Source organism: Streptomyces sp. PKA51, assembly GCF_057552455.1.
The window spans coordinates 262,963-278,477 of record NZ_BAAJPZ010000004.1 but is presented as its reverse complement, the minus strand read 5'-3'; the positions used below and the strand labels follow the sequence as shown (position 1 = coordinate 278,477).

The window sequence follows — 15,515 nt, the reverse complement described above, 5'->3', positions numbered from 1 at the left end:
GGCGCCCCGTAGGGGCGCGGGGAACTGCGCGATCGGCCACGACGCGCCCGCAGGTCGACAAGCACCTCGGCTGCGCGGCGGCAGCCGCACATAGGCACGGCCCCGCGCCCCTACGGGGCGCCCGGTGCCGAGGCCAGCAGCTCGTCCAGCGAGTCGTGCCGGATGCGGTGCGCAGGGATGCCGATGCCCAGCAGGGCGTCCACCCCGCTGCGGACCATGCCCGGCGGCCCGGAGAGGAACGCCTCGTACGCCGTCCACGGCCCGTACTTGCGCACGACCTGCGGCAGCCGCCCGCTCAGCCCCAGCGTGGGGCCGTCGGAGACCACCGGGCGCACCGACAGCCAGCGGTGCACCTTCTGCAGCCGCAGCAGGGTGTCGAGGTCGTAGAGGTCGTCGTCGTGCCGGGCGCCGTAGAAGACCTCGACGGGGCGGCTGCGGCCGTGCTGGGCGACGTCCTCGACCAGCGCCTTGATGGGGGCGATGCCGGTGCCGCCGCCCAGGCAGAGCATGCCGTCGTCGGTGCTGTGGTCGGCCACCATCGACCCTGCCGGGGGCCCGAGGCGGACGACGTCGCCGGGCCGGGCCCGGTGCACCAGGGCCCCGGACACCCAGCCCGCGGGCACGGCCCGCACGTGGAAGGTGAGCAGGCCGTCGGAGCGGGGGGCGCAGGCGAAGGAGTAGTGCCGCCACACCCGGGGCCACCAGGGCGTCTCCACGCTCGCATGCTGCCCGGCGCGGAAGGGGTAGGGCGCGTCGGGCCGGACGGTGATCACGGCGACGTCGTGGTTGCGGGGTTCGTGGGCGACGATCTCCGCCTGCCACCAGGGCGGGGAGGTGCGCTCGTCCGCGGCGGCCGCGTCGATCATGATCTGCGAGACGGTGGTGTACAGCCGCGCCCACGCCGCCTCGGCCGCCGCGTCCCAGGTCTGCGTGGCGTGCCGGGCGAGCGCGCCGAGGAGCGCCTCGCCGACGGCGGGGTAGTGGGCGGCGACCGTGCCGTACTTGCGGTGCCCACGGCCCAGGTCCGACAGGTACGTGGTGAGCACCGGCACGTCGTCGGCGTACCGGGCGGCGGTCAGCAGCGCCTTGAACAGCCGGTCGCGCTGGACGTCCATGGCCGCGGGGAACAGGGCGCGCAGGTCCGGGTCGCGCAGGAAGAGCAGGGCGTAGAAGTAAGAGGTGACCTTGTCCGCCACGGGCTCGATCTCGGCGAGCGTGCGGCGCACGAGCACCACGTCGGCGGACGGCTGCGCCGCGGCCTTCTCCGGTCGGTGCGCCCGCTCCTGGTAGGCGAGCGGCTGCCAGCGGCCGCCGAGGCCGGGGGGTGGCGCGGTCGCGCAGGCCGGTATGCCTCCGCCGGTCGCCGGGGTGCCGGGAGCGTCCATCGTTCCCTCGCTCGGACGTCATCGTCTGCTGATGGAGCGCAGCCTGCCACCGGCAAATCGGGTGGCAGAACGATTCAGCAGAAGTCCGAACGGGCGCGGGGACGTTGCTCTAGGGTGGCCCCGGCCCGGCGGCCCCGCCCCGGGGTTCCCGGCCCCCGGCTCAGGCGCCGGCGACGAGGGCGTGGGCCTCGCGCAGGTCCGTGCCACGGTAGGCGTGCGTGGCGACGTCCCGCACGTGGTGGTCGGCGTTGACCGCGACCGACACCGGCACGACCTTGAACAGTTCGGCGTCCGACATCGAGTCGCCGTACGCCACGCAGTCGGCGCGCCCGAGCCCGTACCGTGCGCACAGCGCATCGGTGATGCGCACCTTCGCCGAGGCGTCGAGGATGCCCGCCGGGTCCACCCGCTCGCGGAAGGGCACCGACGGCCACCGCGAGCCGTGGGCGGCGTCGGCACCCCAGTCCAGCAGGCGCCGGACGAAGAACGCGGGCGACAGCGAGATCACCGCGATCCGCTCGCCGCGGGCCCGGATCGCCGCCCACACCTCCTCGATGCCGGCCAGCCACGGCGCGCCGGCGAAGGCCGCGGCCACCTGGGCCTCGGTCAGCTCCGTCCACAGCGCGACCGCGCGCTCGGCGAACTGCGACGGCGTCAGCCGCCCGGCGGCGAACTCCCGCTCCAGCTCGCCCGTTTCCGCCTCCAGCCCCAGCTGCCGGGCTATCTCCACCGCGGCGGCCGAGCCGTGGATCAGCGTTCCGTCGAGATCGAACACGTGCAGTCTGCTCATGCCCGGGAGCCTAGGCCGTGCGTGGCGCCCCGTAGGGGCGCGAGTCCGTGCCGATCTGCGGCTGCCGCCGCGGGGGCGCGATAAGCCAGAGACGGCCCGCAGTCGACGGCCCGCCCCGGCACCCCCTCTGCGAGCGCATCGTGGCTTGTCGCGCAGTTCCCCGCGCCCCTACGGGGCGGCCGTCTCGGTCACCGGCGCCGCCGGCGTCCCCACCGCCACGATCCGGCCGCCGCCGGAGCCCGTACGGCGCTCCAGGGCCGCCGCGACCAGGGCCAGCAGCAGTGCCGACGCGGCCATCGCGGCGCCCACCCAGGCGGGCGAGGTGTAGCCGTGACCGGCGGCGATCACCAGGCCGCCGAGCCAGGCGGCGATCGCGTTGCCCAGGTTGAACGCGCCGATGTTGACGGCCGAGGCGAGGGTGGGCGCCTCGGCGGAGTGGTCCAGCACCCGCTTCTGCAGCGGCGGCACGGTCGCGAAGCCGAAGGCGCCGACGAGCATGACGGCCACCGCGGCCGCCGCCTTGTCGTGGGCGGCCAGCGGGAAGAGGGCGAGCAGCACCGCCAGTCCGGCGAGGGCGGTGTACAGCATGGGCATCAGCGCACGGTCGGCGTACCGCCCGCCGACGAGGTTGCCGGCGAGCATGCCGACGCCGAAGAGCACCAGCAGCCAGGTCACCGACTGCGGGGCGTAGCCGGCGACCTCGGTCATCATCGGCGCCACGTACGTGCTCATGGTGAACACGCCGCCGAAGCCCAGGACGGTCATCGCCATGGCCAGCAGCACCTGCGGATTGCGGAAGGCGGCCAGTTCGCCGGCGACCGGCCGGCGCTCCGGGCGTCCCTGGTGGGGGACGAGTGCGGCGATGCCGAGGACGGCGAGGACGCCGAGCCCGGCGACGACGAAGAAGGTGGCGCGCCAGCCGGCGTGCTGGCCGAGCAGCGTGCCCAGCGGCACTCCGGCCACCGTGGCCACGGTCAGGCCGGTGAACATCATCGCGATGGCGCCCGCCTTCTTCTGCGGGGCGACCAGGCCGGCGGCCACGATCGCGCCGATGCCGAAGAACGCGCCGTGCGCGAGCGAGGCGACGACGCGCCCGGCGAGCATGACGGAGAAGACGGGGGCGGCCGCGGAGAGCGCGTTGCCGGCCACGAACAGCCCCATCAGGGCCATCAGCATCGTCTTGCGCGGGACGCGGCTGCCGAGCACCGCGAGGACGGGGGCACCGGCGACGACGCCGAGGGCGTAGCCGGTGGTCAGGAAGCCCGCGGTGGGGATGGAGACGCCGTAGTCGGCCGCGATCTCGGGCAGCAGGCCGGAGACGACGAATTCCGTGGTGCCGATGCCGAAGGCACCGACGGCGAGCGCCAGCAGGGCGAGGGGCATGGGAGGCAGCTTTCGTTGCAAACGGTCTCTACGGGCTTCGACAATAATTGCAGACGCATTTGCTTGCAAGCGCCTGCTATTGCATCGGAGAGATATCCTGGGGGCGACCGGCACGGACGCGGCAAAGGAGGCCCACCCCATGTCCCGCACGACGGACCCCGCACCGGTGGGGCTGGCCCAGGGCTGGTGCGCGCTCTCCGCGCTGCACGGCCGCATCGAGGCCCACGTGGAGCGCGCTCTGCAGGAGCACCACGACCTGAGCGTGCGCGAGTTCTCCGTGCTCGACGTCCTCAGCCGGCAGCACGACGGCGAGGGCGGCCACCTGCGCATGAACGAGGTCGCCGACGCCGTCGTCCTCAGCCAGAGCGCGACGACCCGCCTGGTCAACCGCCTGGAGGAGCGCGGCCTGCTGACCCGCTACCTGTGCCTGACGGACCGGCGCGGCATCTACACCGACGTCACACCCGCCGGCCTCACCCTCCTGGAAGAAGCCCGCCCCACCAACACCCGCGCCCTGCGCGAAGCCCTGGACGAGGCCGCCACCCGCCCGGAACTCGCCCCCCTGGTGGCGGCGGTGGAGTCGCTGACGAGCGCCTGACCCGGCAGCCGCCGCCCCCTGGGCACCGCGGTTTCCCGCGCATAAGGTCACCGATCATGAGTGACCTGGCGATAGCGATCCGGCGGGCGACCGCCGACGACGTACCGGCCGTCGTGGCGCTGCTGGCCGACGACCCCCTCGGCGCGGCGCGCGAGTCCCCCGACGACCTGACCCCCTACCGCGCCGCCTTCGCGCGCCTGGCCGGTGACCCCAACCAGCACCTGGTCGTCGCCGTCCGCGAGGACGGCCGCGTCGTGGGCACCCTGCAGCTGACCGTGATCCCGGGTCTCTCCCGGCGCGGTGCCACGCGCGCGACCGTCGAGGGGGTGCGGGTCCATGCGGACGAGCGCGGCAGCGGCCTGGGCAGCCGGCTCGTCGAGTGGGCCGTGGACACCGCGCGACGCGAGGGCTGTCACCTCGTGCAGCTGACGTCCGACGCGACCCGGGTGGACGCGCACCGCTTCTACGAGCGGCTCGGCTTCGAGGCGTCACACCTCGGCTTCAAGTACCACCTTTGAACCCGCCCGGGAGCGGGCCCGCTCCCGGTGGGCCCGCTGGCGGCAGGCCGCCGTGCAGTACCGGGCGGGCCGGCCCGTGCGCGCCGGCGTCACCGGGCCGCCGCACGCGGCGCACTGCGTTTCGTTACGCGCGAGTGCCGGGTTCGGCGGGAGTTTCGTCACGCGCCGCCCGGGCCGGAGGCTGTCGCATGCCAGGGCCGTCATCCGGCCCGGCGCCACCTGGGGCCCGCGCCGCTGCTCCATCGACAGGCAGCCGACGAGCAGGGCGCGTACGTCGTCGACGGTGACGTCGGACCGTACGGCGCCCGCCTGTTGGGCCCGTTCGAGGAGTACCGCGAGGGCGGCGCGGAAGTCCTCCTCCACGCCCGGCGAGGGCTGGAACGTGCCCTCCAGCGCGTCGCAGAGCCCCTTGTTGCGCACGGACAGCCGGACGACCGCCGCCACGTAGCGGAAGAAGACCGGCCCGGCGTCGTCGACGCCCGCCAACTCCCGTGCCGTATCGGTGAAGAGCCGCACCCGGTCGGCCACCGTTGCCCTGAACAGGGCGTCCTTGGAGGGGAAATGGCGGTAGACCGTACCCGTGCCCACCCCCGCACGGCGGGCGATCTCCCCCAACGGCACGGCCAGCCCGGCCTCTTCGAAGGCGGAGCGGGCTGCACGCAGCACCAGCGCCCGGTTGCGCCGGGCGTCCGCGCGCAGCTCCGCGGGGGCCCGTACGGGGGTGCTGCGGCGTGCCATGGGGTCCTTCCGCGGCCGGAAAACGAAACGGGATCAGGGTTCCGATTCTATCCGCGGGTGTGAACGAGCCGGAGCGGCGCCATACCGGGGCAAATAAGCCCAAAGACGAAAAGAGCAGCAAAAAGCCGCCCCCGGCGCGGTAAGCGCCGGGGGCGGCTAGGCCGTCAAGCACCGCGTGGGCGCGATCAGCCACCGACGGCCCGCAGCTGACCTGCCGTCCCGGACCCTGCGGGTGCGTCGTGGCTTGTCGCGCAGTTCCCCGCGCCCCTACGGGGCGCCGTGGTGCCCCGCAGGGGCGCCGGACACGTCCTGCGCCCCTGCGGGGCACCGTCAGGCCGTGGACGCCGCGTCCCAGGCCTTGGCCGCCGCGGCCAGGGCCTCGTCCGGCTCGGCGACCGGCACTTCCAGGGCCCGCAGGCCCGCGGCCAGCGCCTCCAGGGTCGCGAGGACGACCTCGCGGTCGGCGTCGAGCCCGTAGTGGTTGACGCGGATCATCTCGGTGGCCAGCGCGCCGCCGGCCGCCTGCAGCGGCACCGACGCGTCGGCGGCCAGGGCCGCGGCCACCACGTCCCGGGCGTCACGGTCCTGCGGGGCGCGCAGCGTCGTCGCCGCGGGCGCGGCGTCCTCGTCCCGTACGATGTAGGGGGCGAGCGCGCCCAGCAGGCGCACGCCGGCCCGGGTGGCCGCGGAGGCGGCCCGGTGGCGGGTGATGACGGCGTCCAGCCCCTCCTCCTGGATGCGGTCGACGGCCTGTTCCAGGGCGAGCATCTCCAGCTGGGCCGGTGCGTGCGGCAGGGCGGAGCGCCCGGCGTCGACCCAGCGCTCCTTCCAGTCCAGCAGGGACAGGTAGGAGCGGCGCGGGGCCTGCGGGTTGGCCGCGATGCGCTCCCAGGCCCGCTCGCTGACGGAGACGGCCGAGACGCCGGCCGGGCCGGCCATGGCCTTCTGGCCGCCGATGACGCACAGGTCGACGCCCCACTCGTCGGTGAGCAGCGGTTCGGCGGCCACCGAGGCGACGGCGTCGAGCATCAGGAGCGCGCTGTGCTCGCGCACGACGGCGGCGATGTCGGCGACGGGGTTGGTGTTGCCCGTGGCCGCCTCCGCGTGCACCAGGCTCACGAAGTCGATGGCGGGGTGGGCGCGCAGCGCCTCGGCGATCTGCTCGGCGCTCACCGCGCCGGTGAACGGCGCCGTCACCGTCACCACGTCGGCACCGCACGAGCGCAGCCAGCCGCCGAAGGTCTCCCCGTAGGGGCCGGTGACGACGTTCAGCGCGGTGCTGCCGGGGCGTACGGCCGAGCGGATGGCGGCCTCCAGCGGCAGCAGCGCCTCGCCCTGCATGGCGACGACGGTCCGGCGGGTGCGCATCAGCGCCGCGACCTTGTCCTCGATGCGGGCGAAGTGGCCGGCCTCCAAAGGCGGGAAGTCGAGCAGGTCCGGTGCGATGTGGGCAGTCACAATGCCTTCCAGGTGGGTGTCGCGCCGCGTGGTCGGGCGCCGCCGTTCTCCCGGTCGACTCTACGTCCGTGGTCCACCGCGTGACGACGATCCGACTATCGCCAGCCGCCCGTGTCGACTCCTCCGGGCACGGCGTCCCGGGGCTCGTAGGGGTGGCGGGTGAAGACGAAGGTGCCGATGTCGAGGTGGCTCACGGCGTTGTCGGCGGTGCGCACCACGCGCAGGGTCTCCCCCGCGTAGTAGCCGTCGAGCCCGGTCCAGGTGCCGTCGGCCTCGGGGCGGAAGCGGGCTGCGCGCCCGGGGCCGCCCACCGGCGCGAGGGACAGGGCGCGGTCGGCGCCGAGCCGCAGGGCGAAGGGGCTCGCACCCCAGTACCAGGGCCCGGTCAGCTCCAGCAGCTGCGGGTCCGCGTCCTTCAGGGGCCGCCAGGGCGCGGGCAGGCCGGGTTCGAGCTCGGCCACGGTGGTGATCAGGTCGGTCGCGACGGCGCCGGCGGTGGGCAGGGAGGTGAGGTTGCCCAGGACGACGGAGGCGATGCCCTCGCGCGGGTCCGTCCACAGCTGGGCCACGAAGCCCGGCATCGTGCCGGTGTGGCCGGCGAGGACCGTGCCGTCCTTGCGCACGAGCTGGACGCCCAGGCCGTAGCCGCCCGTCCAGTCCGCGCCCTGCGGCTCGGCCAGCGGCGTGCGCATCTCCTCGACGGTGGCCGCCGGCAGCACCCGGTCGTCGCCGGCCATGAGGAACGCGGCGAAGCGGCCCAGGTCGGCCGCCGTCGACCACAGCTGCCCGGCGGGCGCCATCCGCCCGGTGTCGGCGGCCGGTTCGGGCAGCAGGACGTCGGCCCACGGGTGCACCGCCCAGCCGTCGGCGTGCGGAGCCACCGGGTGCAACGTGGTGCGCTCCAGCCCCAGCGGCAGCAGCACCTCGCGGCGCAGCACCTCGTACCAGTGCTCCCCGCGCAGCTTCTCCACCAGCGCGCCCAGCAGGGCGAAGCCGAGGTTGGAGTAGTGGTGGAGGCGTCCGGCCGGGTGGCGCTGCGGGTGCTCGCCGAAGAGGTCCTCCAGGCCGGGGCGCAGGCTGCCGTCCGTGCGCTCCCACCAGGGCCCGCGCGGCTCGGCGGACAGACCGGAGGTGTGCGACAGCAGCTGGGCGATCGTCGCCTCCGCCCCCTCGGAGACCTCCAGGTGCCGCCCCAGCCGGTCGCCGAGGCCGAGCAGGCCCTCGTCGCGCAGCCGCATGACCAGCACGGCGAGGAAGGTCTTGGTGATCGAACCTATGCGGTACTGCGTGTCCGCGTCCGGCTCGCGGCCGCCGACGTCCCCGCGCCCCGCGGCCCACACCAGGTGCCCGTCGCGCACGACGGCTCCCACCATCGAGGGCGTACGGCCCTCGGCCTGCCCCTGCGCCACCCGCCGCAGGAGGGCCCGCCGCGTCCCCGGCAGCAGCCCGTCCCCGCCCTGCACCCCACTCGTGTCGATCATGTCCGCACCCTAACCAGGGCCACCCGGTGCGGCAGCCCGGTTTTCCCGGGCGTGCCGCGGGGAAGGCGGAGGGCCTCCTTGATAGGCAGGCGCCGTGACGCACGATCAGCCCGCCGGACCGGACGGGCCCACCTGGCCCTTCGCCACGGCCGCGTACGCCTTCGCCGTCGTGATGTGCGGCACCACCCTGCCCACCCCGCTGTACGCGCTCTACCAGCGGCAATTGGGCTTCTCCGCACTGATGATCACCGTGATCTTCGCGGTCTACGCCGTCGGCGTCATCACCGCCCTGCTCCTGATGGGGCAGCTGTCGGACGTCGTCGGCAGACGGCCGGTCCTGCTGGCAGGGCTCGTGCTGTCGGCGGGGAGCGCCGCCTGCTTCCTCTTCGAGCATGGCCTCGCCGAGCTCTTCGCCGGACGGGTGCTCTCCGGCCTGTCCGCCGGGCTCTTCACGGGTACGGCCACGGCCGCCGTCGTCGAACTCGCCCCCCGGCGCCTGGCCGGGACGGCCGTCCTCGTCGCCACCGCCGCCAACATGGGCGGCCTCGGCAGCGGCCCCCTGCTCGCCGGCCTGCTGGCCCGGTACGCCCCCGACCCGCTGCACGTGGTGTACGTCGTCGACCTGGCGCTGATCGCCGTGGCCCTCGCCGGGGTGCTGCTGATCCCCGAGACCGTGGGCGGCCGGCGCCGGGCCTCCTTCGTCCCGCGCCGGCTGCGGGTGCCGCGGCAGGTGCGCCCCGCCTTCGTCCCCGGCGCCATGGCCGGCTTCGCCGGTTTCGCCACGCTCGGGCTGTTCACGTCCGTGGCCCCCAGCTTCCTCGCCGAGGTGCTCGGCGTGCACGACCCCGCGGTCGCCGGCGCGGTCGTCTGCGCGGTCTTCGCGGCGTCGACCGCCGGCCAGCTCGCCATGGGCCGCGTCGGTGTCCACCGGGCCCTGCCGTGGGGGTGCACGGTGCTGGTGGCGGGCATGGCCCTGATCTTCGCCGCGCTGCTCGCCGCCTCGCTGCCGCTGCTGGTCACCGGCGCCCTCGTCGCGGGCTGCGGGCAGGGCCTGTCGTTCCGCGCCGCGGTCACGGCGGTGGGGGACCTCGCCCCGGCCGAGCGGCGGGGCGAGGTGACCTCCGCGCTGTTCGTGGTGCTCTACGTGGCCATCTCGATCCCCGTGGTCGGCGTCGGCGCCATGGCCACGGCCTTCGGCCTGCTCCGCTCGGGGCTGGTCTTCAGCGCCTGCGTCGCCCTCCTCGCGGCCACGACCGCCGTCCTGCTCGTCCTGCGCCCGCTGGAGGGCGGGCGGCGGGATCAGGTCTGGGCCATGTCCACGAAGCGCGAGTAGTGGCCCTGGAAGGCGACCGTGATGGTGGCCGTCGGACCGTTACGGTGCTTGGCCACGATCAGGTCGGCCTCGCCCGCGCGGGGCGACTCCTTCTCGTACGCGTCCTCGCGGTGCAGCAGGATGACCATGTCCGCGTCCTGCTCGATGGAGCCGGACTCGCGCAGGTCGGAGACCATCGGCTTCTTGTCGGTGCGCTGCTCGGGACCACGGTTCAGCTGCGAGAGGGCGATGACCGGCACCTCCAGCTCCTTGGCGAGGAGCTTGAGGTTACGGGACATGTCCGAGACCTCCTGCTGGCGGCTCTCCGGGCGCCGGGCGCCGCCGGACTGCATCAGCTGCAGGTAGTCGATGACGACGAGCTTGAGGTCGTTGCGCTGCTTGAGCCGGCGGCACTTGGCGCGGATCTCCATCATCGACAGGTTCGGGGAGTCGTCGATGTACAGCGGCGCGGCCGAGACGTCCGGCATCCGGCGCGCGAGGCGCGTCCAGTCGTCGTCCGTCATCGACCCCGAGCGCATGTGGTGCAGCGCGACACGGGCCTCGGCGGACAGCAGACGCATCGCGATCTCGTTGCGGCCCATTTCGAGGGAGAAGATGACGCTGGGCAGCTGGTTCTTGATCGAGGCGGCGCGGGCGAAGTCGAGGGCGAGGGTGGACTTACCCATGGCGGGGCGCGCCGCGATGACGATCATCTGGCCGGGGTGGAGGCCGTTGGTCAGGGCGTCGAGGTCGGTGAAGCCCGTGGGCACGCCGGACATCTGGCCGCTGCGCGAACCGATCGCCTCGATCTCGTCGAGGGCGCCCTCCATGATGTCGCCGAGCGGGAGGTAGTCCTCGCTGGTGCGCTGTTCGGTGACCGCGTAGACCTCGGCCTGGGCCTTGTTGACGATGTCGTCGACGTCGCCGTCGGCCGCGTATCCCATCTGCGTGATGCGCGTGCCGGCCTCGACCAGGCGGCGCAGGACCGCCCGCTCGTGGACGATCTCCGCGTAGTACTCCGCGTTGGCCGCCGTGGGGACCGACTGGACGAGGGTGTGCAGATAGGCCGCGCCGCCGACCCGGGTGATCTCGCCGCGCTTGGTCAGCTCCGCCGCGACCGTGATGGGGTCGGCCGGCTCGCCCTTGGCGTACAGGTCGAGGACGGCCTGGTAGATCGTGGCGTGGGCGGGACGGTAGAAGTCGTTGCCCTTGAGGACCTCGACGACGTCGGCGATGGCGTCCTTGGACAGCAGCATGCCGCCGAGCACGGACTGCTCGGCGTCCAGGTCCTGCGGGGGGACGCGCTCGAAGCCGGTCTCCCGGCCGCTCCAGGCGCCGTCCTCGGCGCCGCGGTCGTGCTGCTCGCCCCGGCCCTTGCCCTCGCCGCGGCGGGCGCGGGGGAAGGGGAGCCGGTCGCTGGGGCCGCCGTCGTCCCAAGGGTCGTCCATGGGCTCGGGGATACTCACCCGGGGACCTCCTACGGCACGGGGAAAACGGACGACGAACAGCGCGCCCGACTCCGGCGGCCGCCGGTCCACGGTAGGGCCGCGGGCACCGTCAGCCAATCTGGTTATCCACAGGGGGTGTGGATGAGCGGCCCCAGTCTGTGGAGAAGTCCCCGTAACCTGTGCACAGCACGGGGGACAGCGCTGTGGACAAACACACAATCCCCCCGACCCAACCCGCCTGACCTGCACTTTTGCCATCCACCGGCTGTTGAGGAGAAAAAGTTTCGCCCGTGGCCGGAGATCACGACAAACGGCACAGAGAAGATCACACAACACCCCGCTTGGTAAGGGGCGTAAGCTAAGAGGACTGATTACCTGTGGAAGATGGGAGGGCATCCGTGGCCCAGGCGCCCACAACCGCCCGGCAGGCCGCCCGGCGCACCGCCCGCCGGCACGACCGCGAGATCCTCGCACTGGCCGTCCCCGCCTTCGGCGCACTCGTCGCCGAACCCCTCTTCCTCATGGCCGACAGCGCCATCGTCGGCCACCTCGGCACCCCCCAGCTCGCCGGCCTCGGCATCGCCGCCGCCCTCCTGACCACCGCCGTCAGCGTCTTCGTCTTCCTCGCCTACGCCACCACCGCCGCCGTCGCCCGCCGCGTCGGCGCCGGCGACCTGCGGGCCGCCATCCGCCAGGGCATGGACGGCATCTGGCTCGCCCTCCTCCTCGGCGCCGCCGTCACCCTGGGCGTCCTCGCCACCGCCCCCCTCCTCGTCGAGGTCTTCGGCGCCTCCCCGACCGCCGCGCCCCACGCCACCACCTACCTGCGGATCAGCTCGCTCGGCATACCCGCCATGCTCGCCGTCCTCGCCGCCACCGGCGTCCTGCGCGGGCTGCAGGACACCCGCACCCCGCTCTACGTCGCCATCGGCGGCTTCGCCGCCAACGCCGCCCTCAACCTCGGCCTCGTCCACGGCGCCGGCCTCGGCATCGCCGGCTCCGCCTGGGGCACCGTCATCGCCCAGTGCGCCATGGCCGCCGCCTACCTCGCCGTCGTGGTCCGCGGCGCCCGCCGGCACGGCGCCTCGCTGCGCCCGGACGCCGCCGGCATACGCGCCTGCGCCCGGGCCGGCGCGCCCCTGCTCGTGCGCACCCTGTCCCTGCGCGCCGTCCTGATGATCGCCACGGCCGTCGCGGCCCGGCTCGGCGACACCGACATCGCCGCCCACCAGGTCGTGCTGTCCCTGTGGAACCTGCTGGCCTTCGCCCTGGACGCCATCGCCATCGCCGGTCAGGCCATCATCGGGCGCCACCTGGGCGCCGGGGACGCCGCCGGGGCCCGCGCGGCCTGCCGGCGGATGGTCCAGTGGGGCATCGGCTCCGGCGTGGTGCTGGGCGCCCTGGTGGTGCTGGGCCGGCCGGTGTTCATCCCACTGTTCACCTCCGACCCCGCAGTACGGGACGCCATGCTGCCCGCCCTGCTCCTGGTGGCCCTCGGCCAGCCGATCGCCGGAGTCGTCTTCGTCCTGGACGGCGTGCTCATGGGCGCCGGCGACGGGACGTACCTGGCCGGGGCCATGCTCCTCGTCCTGGCCGTCTTCGCGCCCGTCGCCCTGCTCGTGCCCGCCCTCGGCGGCGGACTGACCGCCCTGTGGTGGGCGATGACGCTGATGATGGCGGTCCGGATGGCCACCCTCTGGCTGCGAGCCCGCTCAGGCCACTGGCTCGTCACCGGAGCGGTACGGCCCTAGGGCCCGTCCGGGCGCCCCGTAGGGGCGCGGGGAACTGCGCGACAAGCCACGACGCACCCGCAGTGCGGTGCAGCGCTGCGCCCGGCCTCTCGGGTGGTGCGTCGGCTGCGTGCCGTCGGTGGCCGATCGCGCAGTTCCCCGCGCCCCTACAGGGCGCCCGGGCACGGCAAAGGGCCGCCCCCCGAAAGGGGCATGGCAAAGGGCCGCACCCCGAAAGGGGTGCGGCCCTCGTACAGTCTGCCGAGCGCAGCGATTACGCGGCGACGACCTCGATGCCGAGCTTGGCAACGACGTCGGCGTGCAGGCGCACGGACACCTGGTGGGCGCCGAGGGTCTTGATGGGCGCGCCCAGCTCGACACGACGCTTGTCCACGTCCGGGCCACCGGCAGCCTTGATCGCGGAAGCGACGTCGGCCTGGGTCACGGAACCGAACAGACGGCCGGCCTCGCCGGCACGGACGGCAAGGCTGACCTTGACGCCCTCGAGCTTGCCCTTGACCTCGTTGGCCTGCTCGATCGTGGCGATCTCGCGGATCTTGCGACCACGACGGATCTGCGCGACGTCCTGCTCGCCACCCTTGGTCCAGCGGATCGCGAAACCGCGCGGGACCAGGTAGTTGCGGGCGTAGCCGTCCTTGACGTCCACGACGTCGCCGGCGGTGCCGAGGCCGGAGACCTCGTGGGTGAGGATGATCTTCATGTTTTGGTCACCCTTCCCTTATCGCGCGGACGAGGTGTAGGGCAGCAGCGCCATCTCACGGCTGTTCTTGACGGCCGTGGCGACGTCACGCTGGTGCTGCGTGCAGTTGCCGGTCACGCGACGGGCACGGATCTTGCCGCGGTCGGAAATGAACTTCCGCAGCATGTTCGTGTCCTTGTAGTCCACGTAAGCGGTCTTGTCCTTGCAGAACGCGCAGACCTTCTTCTTGGGCTTGCGCGGGGGCGGCTTCGCCATTGTCTCTCTCCTGTGAATCAAGAAGTTTTGTGCTGTCGCCCTCGGGCCCTTTCGGGCCCGGGTCCCCGGGGGGACCTAGAAGGGCGGCTCGTCGGAGTAGCCGCCGCCGGAGTTGCCGGAGCCGCCGCCCCAGCCACCTCCGCCGCCGCCCTGCTGGCCGCCGGACGGAGCGCTGGACGCCCAGGGGTCGTCGGCGGGAGCCCCGCCGCCCTGCTGACCGCCGGGACCGGAGCCCCAGCCGCCACCACCCTGCTGGCCGCCACCGCCGCCGCCAAAGCCACCCTGGCCACCGCGACCCGTGGTCTTGGTGACCTTCGCCGTGGCGTTCTTCAGGCTGGGGCCGACCTCGTCGACCTCGAGCTCGAAGACCGTGCGCTTGACGCCCTCGCGGTCCTCGTAGGACCGCTGCTTCAGACGGCCCTGCACGACGACGCGCATGCCGCGCTGAAGCGACTCGGCGACGTTCTCCGCCGCCTGACGCCACACCGAGCACGTGAGGAAGAGGCTCTCGCCGTCCTTCCACTCGTTGGTCTGGCGGTCGAAGGTGCGGGGGGTGGACGCGATACGGAACTTCGCGACCGCCGCACCGGACGGGGTGAAGCGCAGCTCGGGGTCGTCGACGAGATTGCCGACGACCGTGATGACGGTCTCGCCTGCCATGGATGAACCTCTCGGCGGGTGTGCTGCTGGCTGCTTGCTACTCGTTGGAGATGCAGCCCGATGACCTCTCTAAGCCGTCAGGCTCAGTGGGTCTCGGGACGGAGGACCTTGGTCCGGAGGACCGACTCGTTCAGGTTCATCTGGCGGTCGAGCTCCTTGACGACCTCAGGCGTGGCCTGCAGGTCGATGACCGAGTAGATGCCCTCGGGCTTCTTCTTGATCTCGTAAGCGAGACGACGACGGCCCCAGGTGTCGACCTTCTCGACCTTTCCGTTGCCCTCACGGACGACGGAGAGGAAGTTCTCGATCAGCGGGGAGACAGCTCGCTCCTCGAGATCGGGGTCGAGGATGACCATCACCTCGTAGTGACGCATGTGGAACCCACCTCCTTTGGACTCAGCGGCCACGGTCGATCCGTGGCAGGAGGGTCGTGATGCGTGAACAACGGTATCGGCGGACACTGACAATCAGCGGAGAGTCCCTGGGTTGCCCCCGGGACCGAAGCTGGGTCCGGGCAGACACCGGTGCAGACCGTACAGAGTACCCCCACCGTGGCGTGCGGTTGAAATCCGGCAGTCCGGGCCCTCAGTCTGGACGGAACGGGTGTGACCGGCGCCATACGGCGCCCCCTGCCTTCTGGAGGTGCCCCCATGACACAGGCAGCACGACAGCCCCGCCGCCCCGGGTCCCTGCTCGGCGGTCTGCTCAACAGCGACGGAAAGCCCCACCCGGTCGAGAACACCTTCGTCGCCGTGACGGTCGTGCTCGGCCTGGTGGCCTTCATCTCCTCGGCCTTCGACAACCTGCACCTGCTCAGCTCCTGGAGCGGACTCCTCGGCATCCTCAGCGGGGCCTGGGGACAGTTCATCTCGGCCACCACCGGCGAGCGCTTCCTGCTGATCATCGGTCTCGGGGCGGCCGCCATCGGCTTCTTCCTGGGGATGGCGCACGGCGGGCTCTTCGGGGGTGTGATCGGATAGCGGGGCGTACGCCCAAACGGGGCGCTCCCCGGTCGCAGTAGGCTTCGGCGCGAGAGCC

At 73.2% G+C, this 15,515-nt stretch carries 16 protein-coding genes; 5 read left to right on the top strand and 11 right to left on the bottom strand.

Going from position 1 to position 15,515, the window contains the following annotated elements:
* Positions 1–110 precede the first annotated feature (110 nt).
* The 3 genes from AC27L3_RS08510 to AC27L3_RS08500 form a co-directional block, all read right to left on the bottom strand.
* A complete protein-coding gene (locus tag AC27L3_RS08510) occupies positions 111–1,385 on the bottom strand; it encodes a globin domain-containing protein (RefSeq protein ID WP_487233374.1) in 1,275 nt (424 codons plus the stop codon).
* A 160-nt stretch (positions 1,386–1,545) separates the two neighbouring features.
* On the bottom strand, positions 1,546–2,175 hold the full coding sequence (locus tag AC27L3_RS08505) for an HAD family hydrolase (protein ID WP_487233373.1): 630 nt from the start codon (positions 2,173–2,175) through the stop codon (positions 1,546–1,548).
* A gap of 168 nt (positions 2,176–2,343) precedes the next feature.
* On the bottom strand, positions 2,344–3,558 hold the full coding sequence (locus AC27L3_RS08500) for an MFS transporter (RefSeq protein WP_487233372.1): 1,215 nt from the start codon (positions 3,556–3,558) through the stop codon (positions 2,344–2,346).
* 139 nt (positions 3,559–3,697) lie between these two features.
* Between AC27L3_RS08500 and AC27L3_RS08495 the strand changes: the two genes are divergently transcribed.
* Together AC27L3_RS08495 and AC27L3_RS08490 are read left to right on the top strand one after the other, a co-directional pair.
* A complete protein-coding gene (locus AC27L3_RS08495; RefSeq protein ID WP_487233371.1) occupies positions 3,698–4,156 on the top strand; it encodes a MarR family winged helix-turn-helix transcriptional regulator in 459 nt (152 codons plus the stop codon).
* A 56-nt stretch (positions 4,157–4,212) separates the two neighbouring features.
* Positions 4,213–4,674, top strand: a complete 462-nt coding sequence (locus AC27L3_RS08490) for a GNAT family N-acetyltransferase (RefSeq protein WP_487233370.1) — start codon at positions 4,213–4,215, stop codon at positions 4,672–4,674.
* Here the strand turns inward: AC27L3_RS08490 and AC27L3_RS08485 are convergent.
* The 3 genes from AC27L3_RS08485 to AC27L3_RS08475 all read right to left on the bottom strand — a co-directional run bounded on the left by AC27L3_RS08485 (position 4,645) and on the right by AC27L3_RS08475 (position 8,351).
* Complete coding sequence (locus AC27L3_RS08485; protein WP_487233369.1) at positions 4,645–5,412, bottom strand: TetR/AcrR family transcriptional regulator; 768 nt, start codon at positions 5,410–5,412, stop codon at positions 4,645–4,647. The two genes, AC27L3_RS08490 and AC27L3_RS08485, sit on opposite strands and share 30 nt — an antisense overlap.
* Before the next feature lie 330 nt (positions 5,413–5,742).
* Positions 5,743–6,870 (bottom strand): pyridoxal-phosphate-dependent aminotransferase family protein, encoded by a 1,128-nt coding sequence (locus AC27L3_RS08480; RefSeq protein ID WP_487233368.1) that lies wholly within the window; start codon positions 6,868–6,870, stop codon positions 5,743–5,745.
* Between the two features lie 95 nt (positions 6,871–6,965).
* Positions 6,966–8,351 (bottom strand): serine hydrolase domain-containing protein, encoded by a 1,386-nt coding sequence (locus AC27L3_RS08475; protein ID WP_487233367.1) that lies wholly within the window; start codon positions 8,349–8,351, stop codon positions 6,966–6,968.
* A 94-nt stretch (positions 8,352–8,445) separates the two neighbouring features.
* Between AC27L3_RS08475 and AC27L3_RS08470 the strand changes: the two genes are divergently transcribed.
* A complete protein-coding gene (locus AC27L3_RS08470) occupies positions 8,446–9,684 on the top strand; it encodes an MFS transporter (protein ID WP_487233366.1) in 1,239 nt (412 codons plus the stop codon).
* Here AC27L3_RS08470 and dnaB read toward each other — a convergent pair.
* Positions 9,651–11,129: a replicative DNA helicase gene (gene dnaB, locus AC27L3_RS08465; RefSeq protein WP_487233365.1), complete on the bottom strand. Its 1,479-nt coding sequence runs from the start codon at positions 11,127–11,129 to the stop codon at positions 9,651–9,653. The genes AC27L3_RS08470 and dnaB overlap by 34 nt on opposite strands.
* A gap of 380 nt (positions 11,130–11,509) precedes the next feature.
* Between dnaB and AC27L3_RS08460 the strand changes: the two genes are divergently transcribed.
* Complete coding sequence (locus AC27L3_RS08460; RefSeq protein WP_487233364.1) at positions 11,510–12,862, top strand: MATE family efflux transporter; 1,353 nt, start codon at positions 11,510–11,512, stop codon at positions 12,860–12,862.
* A 253-nt stretch (positions 12,863–13,115) separates the two neighbouring features.
* Here the strand turns inward: AC27L3_RS08460 and rplI are convergent, their stop codons facing one another.
* The 4 genes from rplI to rpsF form a co-directional block, all read right to left on the bottom strand.
* The gene (rplI, locus tag AC27L3_RS08455) at positions 13,116–13,562 is read right to left on the bottom strand and encodes a 50S ribosomal protein L9 (protein WP_344433031.1); all 447 of its coding nucleotides are present in this window, start codon (positions 13,560–13,562) and stop codon (positions 13,116–13,118) included.
* Between the two features lie 18 nt (positions 13,563–13,580).
* Positions 13,581–13,817, bottom strand: a complete 237-nt coding sequence (rpsR, locus tag AC27L3_RS08450; protein ID WP_004950692.1) for a 30S ribosomal protein S18 — start codon at positions 13,815–13,817, stop codon at positions 13,581–13,583.
* A 75-nt stretch (positions 13,818–13,892) separates the two neighbouring features.
* A complete protein-coding gene (locus AC27L3_RS08445) occupies positions 13,893–14,477 on the bottom strand; it encodes a single-stranded DNA-binding protein (RefSeq protein ID WP_365964994.1) in 585 nt (194 codons plus the stop codon).
* Positions 14,478–14,560: 83 nt separating this feature from the next.
* Positions 14,561–14,851, bottom strand: a complete 291-nt coding sequence (gene rpsF / locus AC27L3_RS08440; protein ID WP_049719052.1) for a 30S ribosomal protein S6 — start codon at positions 14,849–14,851, stop codon at positions 14,561–14,563.
* 276 nt (positions 14,852–15,127) lie between these two features.
* Here rpsF and AC27L3_RS08435 point away from each other — a divergent pair, with 276 nt between their 5' ends.
* Entirely contained in the window at positions 15,128–15,457 is a 330-nt protein-coding gene (locus tag AC27L3_RS08435; protein WP_365964993.1) for a hypothetical protein, read from the top strand.
* Positions 15,458–15,515: the final 58 nt, after the last annotated feature.